Annotated in this window: 18 protein-coding genes, 1 pseudogene and 1 riboswitch; of the genes and pseudogenes, 3 read left to right on the plus strand and 16 right to left on the minus strand. The window is 39.8% G+C overall.

Annotated features, from left to right (window positions below):
• Positions 1-7 precede the first annotated feature (7 nt).
• From BEN71_RS13115 to BEN71_RS13165, 12 genes are all read right to left on the minus strand, one after another.
• Positions 8-442 (minus strand): CopG family ribbon-helix-helix protein, encoded by a 435-nt coding sequence (locus tag BEN71_RS13115; RefSeq protein ID WP_068975409.1) that lies wholly within the window; start codon positions 440-442, stop codon positions 8-10.
• A gap of 3 nt (positions 443-445) precedes the next feature.
• A complete protein-coding gene (locus BEN71_RS19465) occupies positions 446-571 on the minus strand; it encodes a hypothetical protein (protein ID WP_264757089.1) in 126 nt (41 codons plus the stop codon).
• A gap of 238 nt (positions 572-809) precedes the next feature.
• Positions 810-1,268, minus strand: a complete 459-nt coding sequence (locus tag BEN71_RS13120; RefSeq protein ID WP_068975410.1) for a helix-turn-helix domain-containing protein — start codon at positions 1,266-1,268, stop codon at positions 810-812.
• Positions 1,265-1,492 (minus strand): ribulose bisphosphate carboxylase small subunit, encoded by a 228-nt coding sequence (locus tag BEN71_RS13125; protein WP_068975411.1) that lies wholly within the window; start codon positions 1,490-1,492, stop codon positions 1,265-1,267. The genes BEN71_RS13120 and BEN71_RS13125 overlap by 4 nt, the downstream gene beginning before the upstream one ends.
• Positions 1,493-1,837: 345 nt before the next feature.
• A complete protein-coding gene (gene uca, locus BEN71_RS13130) occupies positions 1,838-5,443 on the minus strand; it encodes an urea carboxylase (RefSeq protein WP_068975412.1) in 3,606 nt (1,201 codons plus the stop codon).
• Between the two features lie 2 nt (positions 5,444-5,445).
• Positions 5,446-6,099, minus strand: a complete 654-nt coding sequence (locus tag BEN71_RS13135) for an urea amidolyase associated protein UAAP2 (protein WP_068975413.1) — start codon at positions 6,097-6,099, stop codon at positions 5,446-5,448.
• Between the two features lie 18 nt (positions 6,100-6,117).
• The gene (locus BEN71_RS13140; protein WP_068975414.1) at positions 6,118-6,867 is read right to left on the minus strand and encodes an urea amidolyase associated protein UAAP1; all 750 of its coding nucleotides are present in this window, start codon (positions 6,865-6,867) and stop codon (positions 6,118-6,120) included.
• A 28-nt stretch (positions 6,868-6,895) separates the two neighbouring features.
• Positions 6,896-7,000: riboswitch (guanidine-I (ykkC/yxkD leader) on the minus strand.
• A gap of 254 nt (positions 7,001-7,254) precedes the next feature.
• On the minus strand, positions 7,255-8,313 hold the full coding sequence (locus BEN71_RS13145; RefSeq protein WP_068975415.1) for a 2,3-butanediol dehydrogenase: 1,059 nt from the start codon (positions 8,311-8,313) through the stop codon (positions 7,255-7,257).
• Between the two features lie 111 nt (positions 8,314-8,424).
• Positions 8,425-9,825 (minus strand): dihydrolipoyl dehydrogenase, encoded by a 1,401-nt coding sequence (gene lpdA, locus BEN71_RS13150; RefSeq protein WP_068975416.1) that lies wholly within the window; start codon positions 9,823-9,825, stop codon positions 8,425-8,427.
• 10 nt (positions 9,826-9,835) lie between these two features.
• Entirely contained in the window at positions 9,836-11,380 is a 1,545-nt protein-coding gene (locus tag BEN71_RS13155) for a 2-oxo acid dehydrogenase subunit E2 (RefSeq protein WP_068975417.1), read from the minus strand.
• Between the two features lies 1 nt (position 11,381).
• Positions 11,382-12,401 carry an alpha-ketoacid dehydrogenase subunit beta gene (locus BEN71_RS13160; protein WP_068975418.1) on the minus strand — a complete coding sequence of 340 codons (1,020 nt, stop codon included), beginning with the start codon at positions 12,399-12,401 and terminating at the stop codon, positions 11,382-11,384.
• Between the two features lie 15 nt (positions 12,402-12,416).
• Entirely contained in the window at positions 12,417-13,379 is a 963-nt protein-coding gene (locus BEN71_RS13165; RefSeq protein ID WP_068975419.1) for a thiamine pyrophosphate-dependent dehydrogenase E1 component subunit alpha, read from the minus strand.
• A gap of 359 nt (positions 13,380-13,738) precedes the next feature.
• Between BEN71_RS13165 and lipA (BEN71_RS13170) the strand changes: the two genes are divergently transcribed.
• Positions 13,739-14,719, plus strand: a complete 981-nt coding sequence (gene lipA / locus BEN71_RS13170) for a lipoyl synthase (protein ID WP_068975420.1) — start codon at positions 13,739-13,741, stop codon at positions 14,717-14,719.
• Between the two features lie 299 nt (positions 14,720-15,018).
• Positions 15,019-16,053, plus strand: coding sequence for a helix-turn-helix domain-containing protein (locus BEN71_RS13175; RefSeq protein WP_227542685.1), 1,035 nt, complete (start codon positions 15,019-15,021; stop codon positions 16,051-16,053).
• 323 nt (positions 16,054-16,376) lie between these two features.
• Here the strand turns inward: BEN71_RS13175 and BEN71_RS13180 are convergent.
• A pseudogene (locus tag BEN71_RS13180) lies at positions 16,377-16,504 on the minus strand (IS5/IS1182 family transposase); the annotation flags it as partial.
• A 203-nt stretch (positions 16,505-16,707) separates the two neighbouring features.
• Positions 16,708-18,123, minus strand: a complete 1,416-nt coding sequence (gene sthA, locus BEN71_RS13185; protein ID WP_068975422.1) for a Si-specific NAD(P)(+) transhydrogenase — start codon at positions 18,121-18,123, stop codon at positions 16,708-16,710.
• A 197-nt stretch (positions 18,124-18,320) separates the two neighbouring features.
• Here sthA and lipA (BEN71_RS13190) point away from each other — a divergent pair, with 197 nt between their 5' ends.
• A complete protein-coding gene (lipA, locus tag BEN71_RS13190) occupies positions 18,321-19,334 on the plus strand; it encodes a lipoyl synthase (protein WP_068975423.1) in 1,014 nt (337 codons plus the stop codon).
• Between the two features lie 75 nt (positions 19,335-19,409).
• On the opposite strand, the gene BEN71_RS13195 is transcribed toward lipA (BEN71_RS13190), so the two are convergent.
• Positions 19,410-19,820 (minus strand): hypothetical protein, encoded by a 411-nt coding sequence (locus tag BEN71_RS13195; protein WP_068975424.1) that lies wholly within the window; start codon positions 19,818-19,820, stop codon positions 19,410-19,412.
• A 282-nt stretch (positions 19,821-20,102) separates the two neighbouring features.
• Positions 20,103-21,806, minus strand: a complete 1,704-nt coding sequence (locus BEN71_RS13200; RefSeq protein WP_068975425.1) for a M61 family metallopeptidase — start codon at positions 21,804-21,806, stop codon at positions 20,103-20,105.
• Between the last annotated feature and the right edge of the window lie 173 nt (positions 21,807-21,979).

Raw genomic sequence — 21,979 nt, forward strand, 5'->3', positions numbered from 1 at the left:
TCCTTATTCAATCATTTTGTGGAATGGGCGGCATCACGGCATCCATCAGTTCAAGATGCCCTTTGATCACGCCTTTTAATGCGATAAATTGTTGGCTGATATGTCGAAGTTCAGAACTTGCCCCTTGCATCAGCATGACTTGTAATATTTTCTGTTGATCGAGTTGAATATGTAGTGAGCTAATCACTTGTGCTAAAAACTGCTGTTGTAAATCAATCAGTTGATTACGAAGTTGTATGTGTTCAACCTCATAAAGCAGTGTCAATGTTCCGACCATCACTGCATTTGTGTGTTCTTGCGCTGCAGTCAAATGCCGATTGATCATATCCACGATTGCTTGTGATCGGCTTTCGTAGTGTTGATCGACAATTTTTTGGTCGAGTGCATTGAGTGTAGTTTCAGGCACAGTAACGCTAATCCGTGCCAATTTTGCTTTGGGCACGGTTTATCCTTTTTTAGTGATCACTGAGCTGTGTTGTTTGATATGAACACCTGCACGAGCAGTAAAAAGTTCGACAAGAAATACTTTAAGTGGATGTGCTTTTTTGGCTTGAGGATGGGGATTGTTCATATCGCAACTCCTGAAAGTATTACTAAATTAATTTTTAGTATTACTTGATAGGAAATGCAGAAAGCGTGCCAATTTAGAAGCTATATTTTTCGAGATTTAAGGATAAATCACGCTTACTTTTTGGGCATAAAAAAGCCCCATGCACGGGGATGGGGCTAGATGTATAATTATTTTTAAGGCATACCCATTTTAACAAATGACAACACTGAACAGAGTATTTGGAAAATAAAATGAACTGTTAGTGTAAATGAATCGTTGCCTTTGCTACATCATAGTGGGATTTATCCAACTTATTTTGCTGAAATAACCAAGTTGCTACTTCTGGCCAAAAATACATTGCAGATTTTGAAGCCAAGCCGTACATAGGACGAGGAAAATTACCATTTCCACGTTTATTTTGCGCATAAAGTGATAATGCCTGACGACTCATTCCCGCCCTTTCTGCCATTTCAGACAAAGTAGAATAACCTTGTTCTTCAACAACTAAATCACTAAATCCAAGTGAACTGATATTATCAATAGCAGACTGAATGGCTTGTTCAGCATTTTCTGCTTCACGATCAAATTCTAAATAGACCGTGCCGTTATAACTACAAAGTAAGGCATCATCACAGCCTGCTTCAAAGAATTGATCTTCCAATGTTGCCAGATCAGAATCTGCATCACGTACAACGATCGTAAAGTGATAAGTATTCATTCTTCCTCTCCATTACATTGCTTTACTTTCTGCATAATTTGCTTTGCGTGAGTTTCAGGGTTTTTAGGCGTACTCCAAATACTCATTTGATGCTCAGAATGCCCGAGAATACATTTAAGTCGACAAAAGGCATGACCTGATTTACCTGTTTCAATAACATCCCAACCATTTTCAATTGCATATTCAATCGCTTCTCGAATATGTTTATTAGGATGTCTTTTCATAATTATTCTCTTTATTTATGTTTCAAGATTAGCAATAGCGTTGTCATACGTCAACAATTTTTAAATATCGGTTCTAAAGTATTTTTATAAAAACATTGTCATGTGCTTTTGCCTGTATAGCACTAATACCAAAATAATTTGCTAAATTATCTAACAAAATTGATACATCATCTAAGTCTGAGTCAATAAACTGCTCACTTTAAATATTCATATATGAATTGCTCAAAATTTTTACTTACTCTTAACTGAGCTGAAAAAGACATTCATTCATCCTTTTTATTCAATGTTCTCGTTTATTTTAAACAAAAAACCGCCCTTACGGACGGTTCTCTACCTACTATTTTCTCAAGCCACAGGCGCTAACGTAAACAACACTTGCCCTGTTTTCACCGTTTGACCTTTTTCAATGGTAATCGCTTCAACCTTCATCCGTTCAGGTGCAATGATAGGAATTTCAATTTTCATGGCTTCAATCACAGCAAGCGTTGCACCTTCTTCCACAATATCACCCGAAGCACATTCAATTTTCCAAATCGAGCCAGGCATGTGCGATTCAACCGCACAACCACCCTCAGGAATCAAAACAGCTTCACCATCATCCACAGCATCTAAACTTTCAGAAACATATTCCTGCAAGCCCGCTTCATGCCAACGACGACGTTCAGCCTCAAAATTGGCTTGTTGCAAAGCTTTAAATGCATGAATACTGTCTTGATTGGCTTCTAAAAACTCATTGTATTCTTTAAGGTTTAACACACCCTCTTCAATACGAAGTTTTAAACGTCCTGCTTTAAAATCCTCACGCATTTGCAAAAGTTCAGCTTCAGACACTTCATAAAACTTCACTTGGTCAAAGAAACGCAATAACCACGGCATACCTTGTTCAAAATCAGGATTTTTACGATAACGACTCCACATTTGTGTAGTACGCCCAACAAACTGATACCCGCCAGGCCCTTCCATGCCATAGACACACATATATGCCCCACCAATACCCACAGCATTTTCAGGCGTCCAAGTCCGAGCAGGATTATATTTAGTGGTCACTAAACGCTGACGTGGGTCAAGCGGTGTGGCAACGGGCGCACCGAGATATACATCACCTAAACCCATAACCAAATAGTTGGCACTATACACCACATCTTTAACCGCTTGTTTGGATGCCAAGCCATTGATACGGCGAATAAATTCAACATTATCAGGACACCACGGCGCATCTGGACGTACAATTTGGGTATAACGCTCTGTTGCCAATTGCGTTTGTGAATCTTCCCAAGCCAAAGGCAGATATACTGTTCTCGAAGGAACTTGCATATTGTCAATATTTGGCAATTCAGCTTCTGCTTTTTGAAGCTGCGCCAATAATTCAAGTTGATCAATTTTGATTGAGTCAAAATGAATCTGTAGTGATCGAATCCCAGGTGTGAGGTCAATAATACCTTGAATATTCTGTTCTTTTACCCATTGCATCAAGGCATGAATACGGAAACGAAGATTTAAATCAAGGACTAATTCACCATATTCCACAAGTAAATAACTATTTCCTGCAGGACGATAAGTCACACTTGGTAAATCATCTTGTCCATCCAATGTCGCCAAAACAGCATCATTTAAGGTCTCCATTTCAGCATGTAAAGATGGATTAAAATCAATCATTGCTGTGTCAGATGCGCTAATACTTTGATGATATTTTTGATCTAGAGCTTTGGCTTGCGCATAACTCACAGGAATGAATTTTACCTTATCACCTGCTTTCAGCTGACCTATTTTCCAAAGCTCAGAATGGATCACCACCGCAGGGCATACAAAACCACCTAAACTTGGACCGTCTGGCCCGAGAATAATCGGCATATCACCGGTAAAATCAATTGCGCCAATCGCATAGGCATTGTCATGAATATTAGAAGGATGCAAGCCTGCTTCGCCACCATCCTCACGTGCCCATTCAGGTTTTGGCCCCACCAAACGAATCCCTGTACGACTGGAGTTATAGTGAATTTCAAATTCATTGGCAAAAAAAGTATCTATATCTTGTTTGGTAAAGAAATCTGGCGCACCATGTGGACCATACATCACCGCAATGTCCCAACTATGGCTAAAGCTTGGGATATTTTGAGTGTCTAACTGCGTTGACTCTGCTGAGGAATATGCTGTGATCGGCAACATATCTCCGATCAATAAATTACGTCCTGCATGACCGCCAAATTGTCCCAATGTAAATGTCGCTTGTGAACCTAAATATTCAGGTACATCAAAACCGCCTTTAATCCCGATATAACTTCGGCAGCCTGTCATGATCGTACCGCATTTTAAGACCTGACCTTTTTTGACATTGATAGTCTGCCACATCGGCACATTGACGCCATCAAGTTTTGATGGCATTTCACCACCTGTAATTACAATTTGGCTATCACAATGGAACTTTAAACTTGGCCCCTGCAAGGTACATTCAAGTCCCGCGGTATTTTTTGCATTGCCTAATAACTGATTGGCAACGCTTAAACTCAATGGATCAATTGCACCTGATGGTGGTACACCGACATCCCAATAGCCCAAACGTCCATCTACATCTTGGATTGAAGTTTGAATCCCTGATTGTAACACTTCAATTTTTTGGGTTTTCCATTCAAAGTTATTTAAAAAACGTGTGGTTTGTGTCCCCGCTTTAAACACGTCACCATCAACAATATTTTGTAAATATTCAAGATTGGTTTCAATGCCTGCGACTTTCGTTTTTGCCAAAGTGTCAATCATGGCTTGAATTGCAGATTCACGACTGTCACTTGTCACGATAATTTTAGCAATCATCGGATCATAAAAAGACGAGACATTTGAACCTGTTTCAACCCATGTTTCATTACGAGCATGGTCATCAAATTGCACATGCGTCAGTAAGCCTGCACTCGGTTGGAAATTTTTGATCGGGTCTTCAGCATATAAACGTACTTGGATGGAATGACCTTTTGAACTTAATTTGTCAATCGGTGCAACCCAATCGCCACTGCCTAAAGTGATCATCCATTCAACTAAATCAACACCAAAAACTTGCTCCGTCACACCGTGTTCTACTTGTAAGCGAGTATTTACTTCTAAGAAATAGAATTCTTGCGTGTCCGTATCCATGACAAATTCAACCGTACCTGCGGAACGGTAATTCACAGACTGCATCAGTTGAATCGCAACATCTTGGATATATGCACGTTGTTGATCATTCAAATGCGGTGCAGGGGTTTCCTCTATTACTTTTTGGTTACGTCGTTGTACCGAACAATCGCGTTCACCCAAAGCCAGGATTTGTCCCTCACCATCACCAAAAATTTGCACTTCGATATGTCGTGCATTTTGGACAAATTTTTCTAAATATAATCCTGCATCTTTGAAATTGGCTTGGGCTAGGTATGAAACAGTTGCGTATGCTTCTTTAAGTTCTTCGGCATTCCACACCAAGCGCATACCAATCCCACCGCCACCTGCGGTACTTTTGAGCATGACGGGGTAGCCAATACGCTCAGCTTCAAGCAGTGCTTCTGTTTTATCTACAAGTAATTGACTACCAGGCAATAAGGGAACATTGGCTTGAATCGCCAATTCACGCGCCGTATGTTTTAAGCCAAATGACTTCATTTGCGCTGAGTTTGGACCTAAAAATACAATGCCTTGCGCTTCACACAAATCACAAAACTCTGCATTTTCAGAAAGAAAACCATAACCTGGATGAATCGCTTCTGCACCTGTTTGCATTGCGACATCTAAAATCTTATCGACATTTAAATAACTTTGACTTGCAGGAGAATCACCAATAAATACAGCTTCATCCGCTAAAGTGACATGTAAGGAATCACGATCAGCTTCTGAATAGACCGCTACAGATTGAATACCCAACTTTTTAAGTGTACGAATCACTCGGCAAGCAATTGCACCACGATTGGCGATCAGGACTTTATTAAACATTTTTATGCTCCTTCTGCTTCACGCACGATCAATTGAATTTGAGTTGGATTATAGGCATTACATGGATTATTCAGCTGAGGACAATTTGAAATCAGTACGATTAAATCCATTTCAGCCTGAATTTCGACGTATTTTCCTGGTGCAGAAATTCCATCATCAAACTTCAATGCACCATCCTCAGTCACAGGAACATTCATAAAAAAGTTAATGTTTGGTCCGATATGTCTCACATTTAATTCATGTTTTAGTGCAATTGGATGCTTCGCCAAAGCGTACATGAAGTTATTTCGGCAACTGTGCATCGGATACTTATCATGTGAATAACGCACTGTATTACTTTCGCATGAACATGCACCACCCAATGTGTCATGACGACCACAATTATCATCATGAATCACAGCGATCGGACGACCAAAATTACTATATAAAGTTGTGCCTTTTTCCAAATAAATTTGTTGATTCATCGCCAATGTATCTGTTGCGCTATAACGTTCATCTGGATTTTCAGCACTGATAAAGAGCGTATCTACAGCCTGATTTCCCTCAAGATCAACAATACGGAAAAATTGCCCTTTTTTAACTTCACACATCCATGCTTCGCCGGCTGGACACACTTCACTGAGCACTGTTTTTTCAAAAGATTGTAAAATTGTCATGGTTATTCTCCTGCTGGCTTAAACATTACTTTCAAGTGCGTAATAACGTGCGTTATTTGCATAGGCACGTTGATTTTGCGGACACGAATCACGACAAATATCATGCTCACTCAAAGGCAAAGCTTTAAATAATTGCATATTCACATCGGCAGGTTGATAACGATCACTATTGTCTAAGGCATGCGGTGCAGCGGACAGAAATACCAAACAATCCATCTCAAAACGCAGTTCAATCACTTGATTGGTACGATCAGCATGGATATATGACAACTCACCACAATCATTGGGAGTAACTTTTGAAAATAAATTGACAGTAGCACTCAAATCTTTTTGAGCGAGTGAGAATTTCGCCATTTCGACCAATAAGCCATCCAAGCCACTTTGGTACATCTCATTTCGAGCATCTTGAAAGGTACAACTTCCGAACTGCTTTTTAATATATTCAGGACGACTCGCACCACAAAAGGCATCGTTCCAACCTTGATCATCATGAATGATGGATGCCATGACACGCCCTAAATCTGAATACAGTGCATGACCTGTCGATAAAAAAGCCGTATGTTGTCCTTTGAGGCTATCGGGCATGTTGTATCGTTCTAATTGATCTGCTGCATTTACACAGAAGAATGATACGTTGGCATTTTCGCCTAATGATTTAAATTGGAGTACTGTCCCTTTTTGAATTCGTCCCGACCAATGATGCCCCCCGGGTAAAACTTCACTCCACAAGATTTTGTTATCGCGATATTGATTTGCATGTTCGCCCATTTGCTCTACCTCATTTAAGGTTAATCCAACCTCCCGGGCTTTTATCCCTCCGTGTAGCTCAATTGAGCCGTAAACTCTCGGTCACAGCACAGCCAATCTTCATTGCGCTGCCGGAACCCTAGTTCACTTTATGATGATGAGTAATTAGCAAATAGCGTGCCATTTCAGTATTACGTTTTTTTGTTTTAGTCGTATTTTTTGAGCTATTCAGGTGCGGGGTTTAATTTTTAATGAGGTTAATGTGCCAACTTTTGGGTCATTTAAATTGAGTTAAATTGTTCAAAATGATGTGCCTTGTCATTTCAGCACACCATTTTGAAATTTACACACTAGTTATTTTCAAAATGAAATAATTTCAAAAATCAAACATCAGAATTGTGACGTGACTCAAGGATGAACAATAATTTTAACTGCTGACTCGTTATTGTGAATCAAAGTTTCAAATCCTTGAGCAACCAAATCATCCAGTGCAATTCGTTGGGTAATAAACGGTTCTAGATTAATCTTGCCCTGCTCCACCAAACGAATGGTTTCCTGATGATCATTCACATAAGCAATAGTGCCTCGGATATCCAATTCTTTCATCACCACGCTATGCACATTGATGGTTGCGGGATGACTCCAGATTGACACGATCACCACGACGCCTGTTGGTTTCATGGCAGCAACCAAGGTATCCATCACTTTATTGACACTGCTGCATTCAAAAGCAACATCCACGCCACGATCCTGCGTGATTTTCATCACTTCAGCCACGACATCGACTTGCGAGGGGTCTAATACATAATCCGCAACGCCTGCTTCCAGCGCTTTTTCTTTCCGTTTAGCACTGAGTTCAGTGATAATAACTGTCAAACCTTTGGCTTTTAAAATGGCGGATAATAACAATCCGATTGGACCTGCCCCACCAACCAGTGCAATATCTCCCGCCTTTGCACCACTTCTAACATAGGCGTGATGACCAACAGATAAAGGCTCAATCAACGCAGCTTGATCTAAGGGAATATCATTGGAAATCGGATGTACCCAACGGCGTTGCACCGCAATCTTTTCAGACAATCCGCCACCACGCCCACCTAAACCAATAAAATTCATATCTTTAGATAAATGATAATTGTCATTGGGTCCTGTCGCTACATCATCAGCAATGATATAGGGTTCAACAACCACATGTTGTCCAACCTGAATATCATCCACACCTTCTCCTACAGCATAAACCACACCAGAAAATTCATGTCCCATGGTCACAGGTGCTGACTCTCCTGAAATAGGATGTGGATGCCCACATGGTGGTATGAAAATAGGTCCTTCCATAAACTCATGCAAGTCTGTCCCGCAAATCCCACACCAAGCGACTTGTATCCCGACGGTTCCTGCCAAAACTTGTGGTTCAGGAATATCTTCTATACGAATGTCACCCTTGTCATAAAAACGTGCTGCTTTCATATTGCTTCCTTCAACATCTTTTTATTGATAAAAATCTGATGGCTTGTTCTCACAATATTCAGCAATTGAAAATGACGGAACAAGCCTATGATTTAAATGTAAATTGCTCTTTTAAATATGAATCGCACGTTGCATCGCTGCCAATACTGACTCATGCATCGCTTCAGACAACGTTGGATGAGGGAAAATCACCTGTGCCAAACTTTCATCCGTAGCTTCCAAATATTTCGCTATCGCAAAGCTCTGGATATGTTCAGTCACTTCATGACCGACCATGTGTGCACCCAACAACTCACCAGTTTCCTGATTGAAAATAGTCTTAATAAAGCCTGCTGAGTCACCCAAAGCCAAAGCCTTACCATTGGCCTGTAAAGGGAACTTCCCTACATTGATACTGTAACCGGCTGCTTTGGCTTTCTGCTCAGTCAAACCAATACTCGCCACTTGCGGATGCGTGAAAATACAGCCCGGAATTTGCGTGCGATCCAAAGCATGAACATTGGCAACACCTGCAATTTTTTCTACACATAAAATGGCTTCATGACTCGCCTTATGTGCCAAACACGGTGCGCCTGCCACATCGCCGATCGCATAGACACCAACTACATTGGTTTTGCACCATTGATCTACTTTGATAAAGCCATTTTCAAATTCAATGCCTAAAGTTTCCAAGCCAAGCTTTTGAGAATTTGGACGTACGCCAATCGCAGACAGTACTTTATCTACAGTGATAACATTAATTTCTGATGAGGTTTCGACATGACATTGAACTTGACCATTGGTAATTTCAATTTTCTGTACAGCAGCATCCGTCAGAACCTGCATACCCTGCTGTTCAAACTGTTTTTGTACGTACTTGGCGACTTCCGCATCTTCACTGGGTAATATTTGCTTGGCAATATCGACCAAGGTCACTTGGCAACCTAAATCCTGGTACAAACTGGCAAATTCACTGCCAATCGCACCTGAGCCAACCACCAAAAGTGACTTAGGCAATTCTTCAGGGATTAAAGCTTCTTTATAGCTCCAAACATACTGACCATCGACAGGGACTTGCGGTAAATTGGCAGCTTTAGCCCCTGTCGCCACAATAATATGTGGTGCAGAAATCTGCTGTTTTTGACCTTCAGCATCGGTTAATTCAAGTTGTTCTTTGGCAATAAATTGCGCCCTTGCGGTAAAAACAGTGACCTGATTTTTTTTCAGCAATTGTCCAATGCCTTGTACCAACTGACTCGATACCTGGCGGCTATGCTGTACCAATTGCTGAATATCAAAATCAACCGCACCAACAGTGAAGCCAAACTGACCTGCATGTTTAAGTTGTTGAGCGACCGCTGCACCACTCAACAAGGCTTTGGTTGGAATACAGCCCCAATTTAGGCAAATTCCACCCAAATGTTTCTCTTCAACAATGGCGGTTTTCAAGCCCAGTTGGGCTGCGCGAATCGCAGCCACATATCCACCAGGGCCAGCACCAATGATGATGACATCAAATTGTGTGTCTGACATGATTATTCTCCTACACCAAAATCAATGCAGGATTTTCAACAAACTGCTTAAAGGCTGCCAAGAATTTTGCACCCAATGCACCATCAATCACTCGATGATCACAGGACAAGGTCGCGGTCACCATTTGACGTACCACAATCGCATCACCTTCAACAATCGCGCGTTTTTCAGCCGCTCCCAAAGCGAGAATTGCGCCTTGCGGTGGATTGATAATCGCATCAAAGGCTTTGATGCCTAACATTCCCAAATTGGAAATGCTGAAACTACCACCCTGGAATTCATCAGGCGCAAGTTTTCCTGTCTTGGCACGTGTTGCCAAATCACGCATATCATTGGAAATCTGTGCCAAAGACTTGCTGTTGGCAGATTTAATAATCGGTGTGATCAAACCATTTTCAATCGCCACAGCAACTGAAATATCCGCTTGATTAAACTGTAAAATTTGCTGATTTTCTTCATCAAACTGTACATTGACCTGTGGCACTTTAACCAATGCTGCCGCAGCGGCTTTGATCAGCATATCGTTAATCGACAATTTAACCTGTGGCACAGTGGCATTAATTTGCTGTCGTAAGCCCTGAATTGCATCGACATTTAAATCAACCGTTAAACGGAAATGTGGTGCATTACGTTTTGCAGCTTGTAAGCGTGATGCAATGGCTTTACGCATCCCATTCATTGGAATCGCTGTAACTTGAGCGGTTTCTGATGAAGTACTCCCTACAGTTTCAACAATGGTTGGATTTTCACGTTGATAAACAGCTTCAACATCTTCTTTCGATACTCGACCACGTGAACCCGAAGCACGGCAATCATGTAGATTAATCCCCCACTGTTTTGCCAAACGACGTGCAACTGGGGTTGCTAAAACCTGGCTATCATCCGCTGTAGATTTTGCAACTTTTCCACTCGATTGGTGACGTACATCTGGCCACGCTCCATCTGCTGCCTGCACTGCAAGTTGAATATCTTTGACACTGATACGACCTTCACGTCCTGAACCTGTGATCTGTGCTAAATTGACATTGTGTTTTTCAGCCAATTTCAAAGCATGCGGTGTAGTAAATATTTCATCGACCTGCTGATAACCTTGTAAAGTTGCAGGCACTGAATAACCACCTTGCGCAACGGGTTTGGTTGCTTTTGGCGTACTATTTTGTACAGGTGCAGTCTGAACTTTTGTTTCTATGGTCGCAGTTGTTGTAGTTGCTACTTTTTCAGCGACCACTTCGGTAGATTTGGTTTCAGTTGCTGCTGTGCTTGATCCACCCAAAGATTGAGCAAATGCTTCAATTTCTGCATCGGACACTTGGCTGTCTGCACAAATGGCAATGATTCCACCGACAATTAATGTATCACCTGCTTTGGCAATAATTTTGCGTAAAGTACTGTCAAAAGGGGCTTCTAATACATTGACGATTTTTGTAGTTTCAATTTCACAAATTTCATCGCCTTTATTAAAAGTCGTGCCTTCCTGAATCAGCCATTGGGCAATCGTACCCTCTTCCATCGACAAACCCCATTTTGGGATTTCCAAGGTTTTAATTTCGCTCATCCTAAGCCTCCAAAGTTTTACGTACAGCCTGTTCGATACGTTCTACACTTGGTAACCATTCTTTTTCCAATACAGGCGAAAATGGTACTGGCGAGTGTGGTGGCGTAACCAATTCGATTGGCGCTTTGAGATAATAAAAACCTTTTTGTGCAATCAATGCTGCGACATCATGCCCAAAACCACAACGTGCTGCAGACTCATCCACAATCACCACACGACCTGTTGAAGCAACAGATTCCAAAATCCCTTCTTCATCGAGTGGAGAAATGGTACGTGGATCAACTACTTCAACTGAAATGCCTTCTTTGGCTAATTTATCCGCAACTTCATTGGCACGATGCACCATTAAACTCAGCGCAATAATTGTGACATCAGTGCCTTGGCGTGTGTAATTTGCCACACCGAATGGAATGGTATATGCACCATCTGGCACTTCGCCTTTGATGTCATACAACAGTTTATGCTCACAGAACACCACAGGATCGTCATCACGAATCGCTTGAATCAATAAGCCTTTCACATCGTAAGCACTCGATGGCACCACGACTTTTAAGCCTGGTACAGCCGCAAAAACGTTATAAGGTGACTGTGAATGTTGCGCTGCTGCCGAGAAACCTGCACCGATCATGCCACGTACCACCATTGGTGCTTTAGCTTTGCCCCCAAACATATAACGGAACTTGGCTGCTTGGTTATACAACATGTCATGACACACGCCGTAGAAATCCATAAACATCAAGTCCGCTACTGGACGTAAACCTGTTGCAGCAGCGCCTGCTGCCATTCCTATAATTGCCGATTCGGTAATCGGGGTATCAATTACACGCTCAGAACCGAACTCAGTCCACAAGCCTTTGGTCACACCGAGTACGCCACCAAAGCCTTCCAATTTATTGTCATCGGTATTTTTACCGCCATGACCACCACGAACATCTTCACCCACCACGATCACACTTGGATCACGGCGCATTTCTAATTCAATCGCTTCTTTAATCGCATTTCGATAACTTTTATTTGGCATTGCTTTACTATTCCTTTAGTAAGAGACGTAAACATCGGTAAGCAGTTGAGAGACTTCTGGATAATTGGCAGCACGGGCTTTTGCAACCGCAGCATCTACATTGGCTTTTGACTCTGCATCAATCGCATCCAGTTTGGCTTCATCAATTTTTCCTTTGACTTTTTCACGGAAGATTTTCAAAGGATCTTTATGCTCTTTGACATAATCAAGTTCTTCCTTAGAGCGGATCAAACCTGGATCACCTTCGAAATGTCCATAAAAACGGTTGGTTACGCTTTCAATCACACTTGGACCTTCGCCACGGCGTGCACGCTCAATCGCTCTTTGTGCAACCTCATACATCGCAAAGAAATCAGTACCATCTACTTTTTCCGCAGGCATACCAAAGGCTGCTGCACGTCCTGCAATATCTTTGCTACCGACCGCATAATCATGTGCTGTACCTTCACCAAAACCATTATTTTCAAAGACAAAAACCACAGGCAATTTTAAAACCACAGCCATGTTCATCGCTTCAAACGTCAAGCCTTGATTCGAGCCACCATCCCCTGTAAAGGACAAACCAATTCCGCCTGTTTTAAGAGTTTTGGCCGTCAACGCAGCTCCAATCGCCAATGGTGGACCACCACCGACAATCCCGTTTGCACCGAGCATGCCTTTGTCCAAATCGGCAATATGCATTGATCCGCCCTTGCCGCGGCAAAGTCCGTCATCTTTACCAAAAATTTCCAACATCATGCCGTGGATATCACAACCTTTGGCAATACAGTGTCCATGACCACGATGGGTAGAGGTGATAAAATCTTTATCCGTTAAATTTTCACAAATCCCCACCGCAACGGCTTCTTCACCGCTATAAAGATGAATAAAGCCAGGAATATCGCCTGTATTATTTTCATCATGTAGACGATCTTCAAACTCACGAATATCTCGCATCCGTCGATATGCTGCTAGCAATTGCTCTTCCGTTAATTGCATATATTTTGTCCTTTATCATTTAATCAAAAAGTAAATCCATATTATAAATTTCAAATATGGATGTTTAATTCCTGTTTATTTATATAAAATTATTTTCAAATTAATTAATATTAGACTAAAAAAATATTATTTAAAAAATCCAAATAAAAACATTAAAAACAAGAGCTTAAAACCAAAAAATAATTGTAATTTTTTTATAATTTTCAAAAACTTAAAAAACCAAACCTTTACCCAACCTTTATTTTATAATATTAATATTTTGTATTAATTTATTATTTTTAAAACAGATTAAATATATTTGACATTTAAAATATAAATGCCATTTTATATTTAATTCACTATCTTATGGACGATTTAAAATGGATTTAAAACGCTCAATTACAACAGGTCAAAAATTACGTGGCGCAGATAAAATGTCACGTATTCCTGTAAAAATTATTCCGACTGAACAAATTCCCAAAAAGCCTGAATGGATTCGCGCCAAAATTAGTCATCCAGAAGAAATCGCACAGATTAAAAGCCTATTACGTCAGCAAAAACTACATACTGTTTGTGAAGAAGCTGCTTGTCCAAACCTGCCCGAATGCTTTGGTGGTGGCACAGCAACCTTTATGATTATGGGCGATATTTGTACCCGCAGATGCCCTTTCTGTGATGTGGCTCATGGTCGTCCCAATACCTTAGATATTAATGAGCCCACACATTTAGCTGAATCGGTGAAAAATTTAAATCTAAAATATGTGGTGATCACTTCTGTAGATCGTGATGATTTAGCAGATGGTGGTGCACAACATTTTGCTGATTGTATTCACGAAATTCGTAAAACGAGTCCAGATACATTGATTGAAATTCTTGTACCTGACTTTCGAGGAAGATTAGATATTGCCTTAAAAATTTTGAGTGAAACTCCACCCGATGTGTTTAATCACAATATTGAAACTGTGCCACGTTTATATCGTGCCATGCGTCCAGGTTCAGACTATCAACATTCTCTTGATTTATTGAAATCATTTAAACAACTCAGACCAGATATTGCGACCAAATGCGGATTAATGGTTGGGCTGGGTGAAGTGGAAGCCGAAGTGATTGTATTGCTAAATGATCTCAGTGATCATGCCGTGGATTATGTCACCATTGGACAATATTTACAGCCTTCAAAATCTCATGCACCTATTCATCGTTTTGTTTCACTTCATGAATTTGAGCATTATCAAACTCATGGGCAATTACTAGGGTTTAAAAATATCTGGAGTGCGCCTATGGTTCGTTCAAGTTATTTTGCTGATCGCCAATTTAAAGGTGAAGCTGTACCTAAACCCTTTTCACGTGAAAAAATCTAATCTTTGTTACAGATAAAGCGATTTATTCCAACCAAAGTTGTATATGTTTTACACGACTTTTTTCATAAAATTTAAACTGAAAATATTTTTATAATGTGTAACTCTAGGATTTTTAAACCGTGATGGATGAGTAATTCGTTGGATAGAGGTTATCCGTATTCAACAAATATAAAATCCGATAAATATAATAAATACAGTATGTTGATGAATATAGCTCAATCATGAAGGAATATGATATGAATCTATGGAATAAGTTGCAGCGTTCTCCGCAACAACTGCAAACAACTCATTTTGTGAATATGGACTCAATTACATCAGCACCATTATTTACACTCACTCAAGAAGAACAACCTTCTCTATTTCGTCGATCTATTCAACATAAACATCAAGATTTGCTCAAAATTGCTGAAGATTCAGGTATGGCGATTGGGGTGACAGATCATCAAGGAACACTACTTTGGACATGGAGTAGTCGTCCAATGCTCTCTTCAGCAGAACAAGCTCATTTTGTCGAGGGCGGTCATTGGTCAACTCAAGCTGTAGGAACCAATGCAATTGGGTTAGCACTCAACAATCATATAGCGAGTTGTGTTTATTCTCATGAGAATCAAATGCATAGCGTACGTGATTGGGTATGTTATGCAACGCCAATTTTAGATCCAATATCTGGGCAATTTCATGGAGTTATTAACCTTTCGACTAAATATAAAAAACATACGTCACTTGGACTTTTAGCTGTAGAGCATTGTGCCGAATTAGTAAAGCGCGCGATTCAATTTGAACAAAAAAATGTTTTATACATAAAAGCTTTGGGAACTCCTCAAGTACAGTTTAATCAACAAACGATCCCGCTTACACATCGGCAAATTGAGATCCTCTGTATGTTGGCATTATATGCAGAAGGGATTAGTTTAAATGAATTGCACTATGCGCTTTATGGTGACCGCAATATTAGTGAAAAAACGCTAAAAGCTGAACTTTCCCAACTCAGAACACTGTTGCCTGACTGCATTCTTTCACGCCCCTATAAATTAGCATGTGAAGTACAAACTGATTTTTTACGTGCTGAAAAATCACTAGATGCAGGCTTTTTGGCTAGCATTTTTTCACTCTATAAAGGGAGTTTTTTAACGAAATCTGAAAGTCCTGTTTTATCTTCGTGGCGTGATTGTTTCGATGCTCGTTTAAGCCATCTGATTTATCAAATGGAAGACATTGATCAACTTCTCAAATTGGTTGGACGTGTTCCAGACCGAATTGATGCCATGCATCGTTTGCTCGAATTACTTCCATCCAACCATCAACTGAGAGAGAAAATTTTACAAAGGCTTTGATTCAATACGCTTCTCTACTTTCAAAAATATTAGCTAAGGTCAAAGCCCTTAGAAAAAGTAGCTACTATTCAATTAACAGCCTCTTTCTATACCCCTTCATAGAATGAATAGGCTGAAATTGCTTTTATTTTGATTAAGCCTATATCGGGTAAAAAATTCTGCATCAGCAAATATTTTGGTTAAGCTTCTTTCAACCATCCAATTGCATTTATTTAAAGTGAAGCAACTACTTATTTTAAATAATAATTTTTCATACTAACTATACCTTCCAATATCTTTTTATACTTCGTTAATTGTCGCATTTGCTAGGATATGTTTACATTTTAAGTATAGAATTTACTCGATAAAAGGAACCAAATAAATATACAAGCTAATGCAACAGCCCCTCATAACTACACTTTAGCTGATCATAACTTGTTACTATCCCTCTAAATTGTTTCAACCTACAAAAGGATCAGCAGGCTTTAGTTACTGTTCTACTCAGCAGGAAAAGTATGATGGGGTTAAAGGGCATATTGTGATTAATTTATTTTGCAATAGACGGAGCAAACAAGTGAAATTAAGAAATAATTCCCCTGAAAACATAACATTTTGATCGCTAGTCATAAAAAAACCAGTTCAAAAGAGCTGGTTTTTTTATGTATTTAGATAAGATTAGAACAATCGATTCATACCATTCAACGTTGCTACACGATAAGCTTCTGCCATCGTTGGATAGTTGAACGTGGTTTCCACAAAATACTTAATGGTATTGTTACCACTTTGCATCACGGCTTGACCAATGTGGATAATTTCCGCAGCATTATTACCGAAACAATGTACACCAAGCAACTCTAACGTATCACGATGGAACAAGATTTTAAGCTCGCCCACAGTATCACCTGTGATCTGCGCACGTGCCAAATGACGGAACGATGCTTGACCCACTTCATACGGAATTTTTTCTTCAGTGAGCTGACTTTCAGTTTTACCAAAGAAAGAAATTTCTGGAATGGTGTAAATCCCTGTTGGAATATCTTTCACAGGTTTAACATCAAGCTCACCGCTCATATTCGAACCTGCACAACGACCTTGGTCATAAGCCGCCGAAGCAAGCGATGGCCAACCGATGACATCACCTGCAGCATAAATATTTGCAACTTCAGTTTGATACTGATCATTGACCGCGAGCTGACCACGACTGTTTGGTGTGATACCAACATTTTCAAGACCTAAGCCATCGGTATTCCCCGAACGACCGTTACACCACAAGATCGCATCGGCTTTGATTTTCTTACCACTTTGTAAATAAAGCACTACATGATCATCAGCAGTTTCTAAATGATCAATTTGCTCATTGTGACGAATCAACACACCTTGTTCACGCAAGTGATATGACAATGCATCAGCAATTTCATCATCCAAATAGCTTAAAAGCTGATGCTGAGTATTAATCAAGTCAACTTTATGATCTAAACCGATGAAAATAGAGGCATATTCGCAGCCAATTACACCTGCACCATAAATGATGATTTTATGAATCGTAAAATCTAAATCTAAAATTTTATCTGAATCAAACACGCGTGGATGATTAAAATCTAAGCCTTGAGGATGATATGGACGGCTACCTGTTGCAACCACCAATTGTTCATATCCAAGGGTTTCTTTAATGCCATCTTCACCAAAAATAATCACGCTATTTTGATCTTGGATATATGCTCGACCGTGGAATACATCAATATTGTTACGATCATAAAAGCGTGAGTGCGTATCCACTTGTTGTTGGATAACTTTATGTGCATTACGCAATACTTGTTTCATGGTGAATTGTTTCCAATCCCCCACTTTTTTAAACATTGGATCACGTTGGTAACGAATGATGCTCGAAACAGTTTGACGCAGTGCTTTACTTGGAATTGTTCCTACGTGAGTACAGTTACCGCCAAGTTGTTCACGTACATCAACGATCGCAACACGCTTACCCGATTTAGCAAGCTTCATTGCCGCGCCTTCACCAGCAGGTCCTGAGCCAAGTACGACTGCATCGTATTTCACATAATTCCCACTAACGACTTCTTTCTTACGTGGCATTCAAAGCTCCTTATATTCAATTCAGTCTAAGTCTTATGCGATATTATGAACTAAACTTGAATAATTTTCTGTATTTCACATGCATATATTCTGTGATAACCACATTTAGTATATGAATAGTGTTTTTACCCCATCTTTTGCCATTTCAGCTATAATGTTAAGCATATCCCCCGTAGAAAACAGTGGAAAAGTTGAATATGTCAGAGAACCGTAAACCAGAACAGGGTGTCAAGTTACGTGGTGCAGAGAAAGTCGCGCGTATTCCTGTAAAAGTTATCCCAACGGTTGAAGCACCTCGAAAGCCTGATTGGATTCGTGTAAAAATGGCTGCGCCTGATGAAGTTCAACGTATTAAAACCACCTTGCGTGCGCAAAAATTACATACTGTCTGTGAAGAGGCTGCTTGTCCGAATCTTCCTGAATGTTTCGGTGGTGGTACTGCAACCTTTATGATCATGGGTGATATTTGTACGCGTCGTTGTCCATTCTGTGATGTGGCACATGGTCGTCCAAATGCACTTGATCCTGATGAACCACGTCACATGGCTGAAACCATTGCTAATCTTGGTTTGAAATATGCTGTAATTACATCTGTAGACCGTGATGATCTATTAGATGGTGGTGCGCAACATTTTGTCGATTGTATTAAAGAAGCACGTTCGCAAAGCCCTAAAACATTATTAGAAATTTTAGTCCCAGACTTCCGTGGTCGTATGGATATTGCCCTACGTATCATGACTGAATGTCCACCAGATGTGTTTAACCACAACATCGAAACTGTGCCGCGTCTATATAAAGCAATGCGTCCGGGTTCAGATTATCAGCACTCTTTAAATTTATTGAAAATGTTTAAAGAATATTGCCCTGATGTGCCAACGAAGTGTGGTTTGATGGTGGGTATTGGTGAAACTGAAGAAGAAGTGATTGCGTTGTTGGATGATCTTCATGCACATGGTGTGGACTATGTGACGATTGGTCAATACTTACAACCATCGAAAGAACATGCGCCAATTGACCGTTTTGTAACGCCTGAAGAATTTGAACGTTATACTGCACATGGGCAAAAGCTTGGTTTCCGTAATATTTGGGCTGCTCCAATGGTTCGTTCAAGCTACTTTGCTGATCGTCAATATTATGGTGAGCCTGTACCACAAGTACGCCGTAAAACTGATCCTGCAAAGAAAATTGCAGTACAAACTATTGAAGCTTAATTAAAATTTTGCTTTGAAAATGAAAAGCCAATCGGAAATGATTGGCTTTTTTATTTAAGCTCGATACTTATAAATTTATCTACACTTCCCTACAGTCTTCCCCTCAATCATACTGTTTGAAGATTGAAGTTTTGTCACTGGAGAACAATAAAAATTACCCGAAATCATAGCCTTGTCTAAGCTAATCACAGCAGGTGCTTGAACATCGCCTTCGATCATGGAGTTAATCAGTTTAACCGATCTCGCTGTCGTCGCTTGAACATTTCCAGAAACAGAAGAGTTATTTAAAACCAAACTCGCGCCTTTTTGAACAGTGATCGTGCCATCTACAGATGATAGATTCACTGTACATGTTGCACCTGCGGGTACAGTCAGACTTCCTACAGCATTATTACTAATTGTACTACTACAATTTGCTGCAAAAGTAAGTTGAGCGGTTGCTAAACCAGCGGTCACCATAACGGTTTTTAGAAAAATATTTTTCATATAGAACATCCTCGGAAATTTTAAAATTTTATTTAAATTAAACTTATTATTTAAAACATCTTTATAGTATGTGTTTTCATATGACGTTTTGATTACAGATCTGTTGATAATTATTAGTGCTACGTAAAGTTTGTAAGCCATCTGCGTCAATCATGTTCAAATTGTGAAGTGATGATATACAAGCTGTAAATCTAGTATAGATATGCACATAGTGATAAAAAAAACCGACACTTTAAAGTATCGGTTTTCACATTCAATGATATTTAAGTTTGCCGTTAAAGATTAAGCTTTCAACCATTTTTCAGCTTTAGCTTGATCTTCAACTTTCAGCTCTACAGTCGTCAGCTGTACTTCCCCACCTTGCAGTTCAAACTGAATAAATTCATCACGACGGAAAGCATGAACAGTATATGTACCCTGCTGTTTTGCATATTTTGCTAACAATTTTTCAGATGCCTTCAAGCCATCGATTGCGATGATCACATCATTGGCAGAAAGACCGGCTTTTGCACCTACACCCTCACGATTGGCTTGCTGAACCAAAACACCTTCTGGCTTTTCAGTGATTTTCAAACCAAATGGCAAGGTCTTTTCATTTTTCAATGTATAACTTAAACCAAACTCAGGGAACAATTGATCTAAAGGTAATTCATCTGTGGTATTGATCAAATGGTTGACTTGCTCAATCCAGTTGTCGCCCGTTAATTCATTGCATAACTCAACAATGGTACGTTCATTGACTTGAATGCCATTTTGCGTATTTTCATATAAACGACGCATCAAAGCATCTAGGCTTGAACCACGTAAACGTAATCCTAAGTCTAAGCACAGTGCCACTAAACAGCCTTTGTTGTAGTAACTCGTACCCGCATTATTTGAGTTTTCATCTTGGCGATAGAATTTAATCCATGCATCAAAACTTGACTCAGATACAGTTTGGATAAAACGTCCTGGATTTTGTAAATAACGATCAATTTGACCTTTAAGTAATTTCAAATAGGAGTCTTGAGAAATCACGCCACTACGGAGCAATATCAAATCGTCGTAATAAGATGTAAAACCTTCAAAAATCCATAATAAAGACGTTAAGCTTTCTTTATTTAAATCATAATTGGCTAGGTTTTCAGGACGAATAAATTTAACCAACCATGAATGGAAATATTCATGGCTACATAAACCAAGGAAACGCTGATAATCCGCTGAAGGTTCAGTCGGCTCATCGGCTTTGGGTAAATCATCACGTGGTGAGATCAAACTGGTACTGTTTGGATGTTCCAAACCACCATAGCTACTCCCTGTTGCCATGGTCATAAAGGTATAATTTTCAAATGGTGCTGAACCAAACATTGAAATTTCAGTACTACAGATTTTTTCAATGTCTTGCTTCATCCGTTCAGCATTCATTTTATGCTGACCTGACACCACAAATTCATGTGGAATGCCGTTCGCTTCAAAGCTAAAACGAGTTTGATCTGCAAGCTCAAATGGTGCGTCAATCAACTGCGCATAATTATCCGCTTTTAAGGTATAACGCCCTTTCACCAAACTTTTTGAAACCAAACCTGTTGCAAGTTGGAAATGTTTAAGTTCATCTGGTAAGAACACTTCTAATTCAACTGCTGAATTTTCTTGATCTTGTAAACCCAAACAGATACAGGCTGGATTGACATATAAACGAGTTTGGTCAACGTATGCACCACGTACAGACAGATCATAAGCATAGACATCATACTCAACTGTAATCAGTTCATGATCCGTATTAAATAAACGCCATTTATTCTTTTCGAATTTACTGATTTGAAGTTGACGACCTGCTTCATCATAGGCTTTGACAGATTCAATATGTTTGGCAAATTCACGAATTAAATAACTGCCTGGAATCCAAATTGGGAGTGATAAAACTTGCGTTGGATTGGCAACAAAACGCAAGGTAACATGGATGAGATGCTGACGAAAATCGTCGAATTCAATTTGATAATGCAACATAAATATATATTCGAAAATAGACAGTGAAATATTACCAATTAGATTAGCATTTTTTTACAAAGTCGGGCGATTTTAGTCTAAATTGTCTACAATTCTTACTGGCGAAGTCCTTAAAAAAGGCATAGCATTCGCAGAGTTTGTGCACTCTTGCCATAGGATTGGCTAAAAAGGTA

The sequence above is a fragment of the Acinetobacter wuhouensis genome, assembly GCF_001696605.3.
Taxonomy (GTDB): Bacteria; Pseudomonadota; Gammaproteobacteria; order Pseudomonadales; family Moraxellaceae; genus Acinetobacter; species Acinetobacter wuhouensis.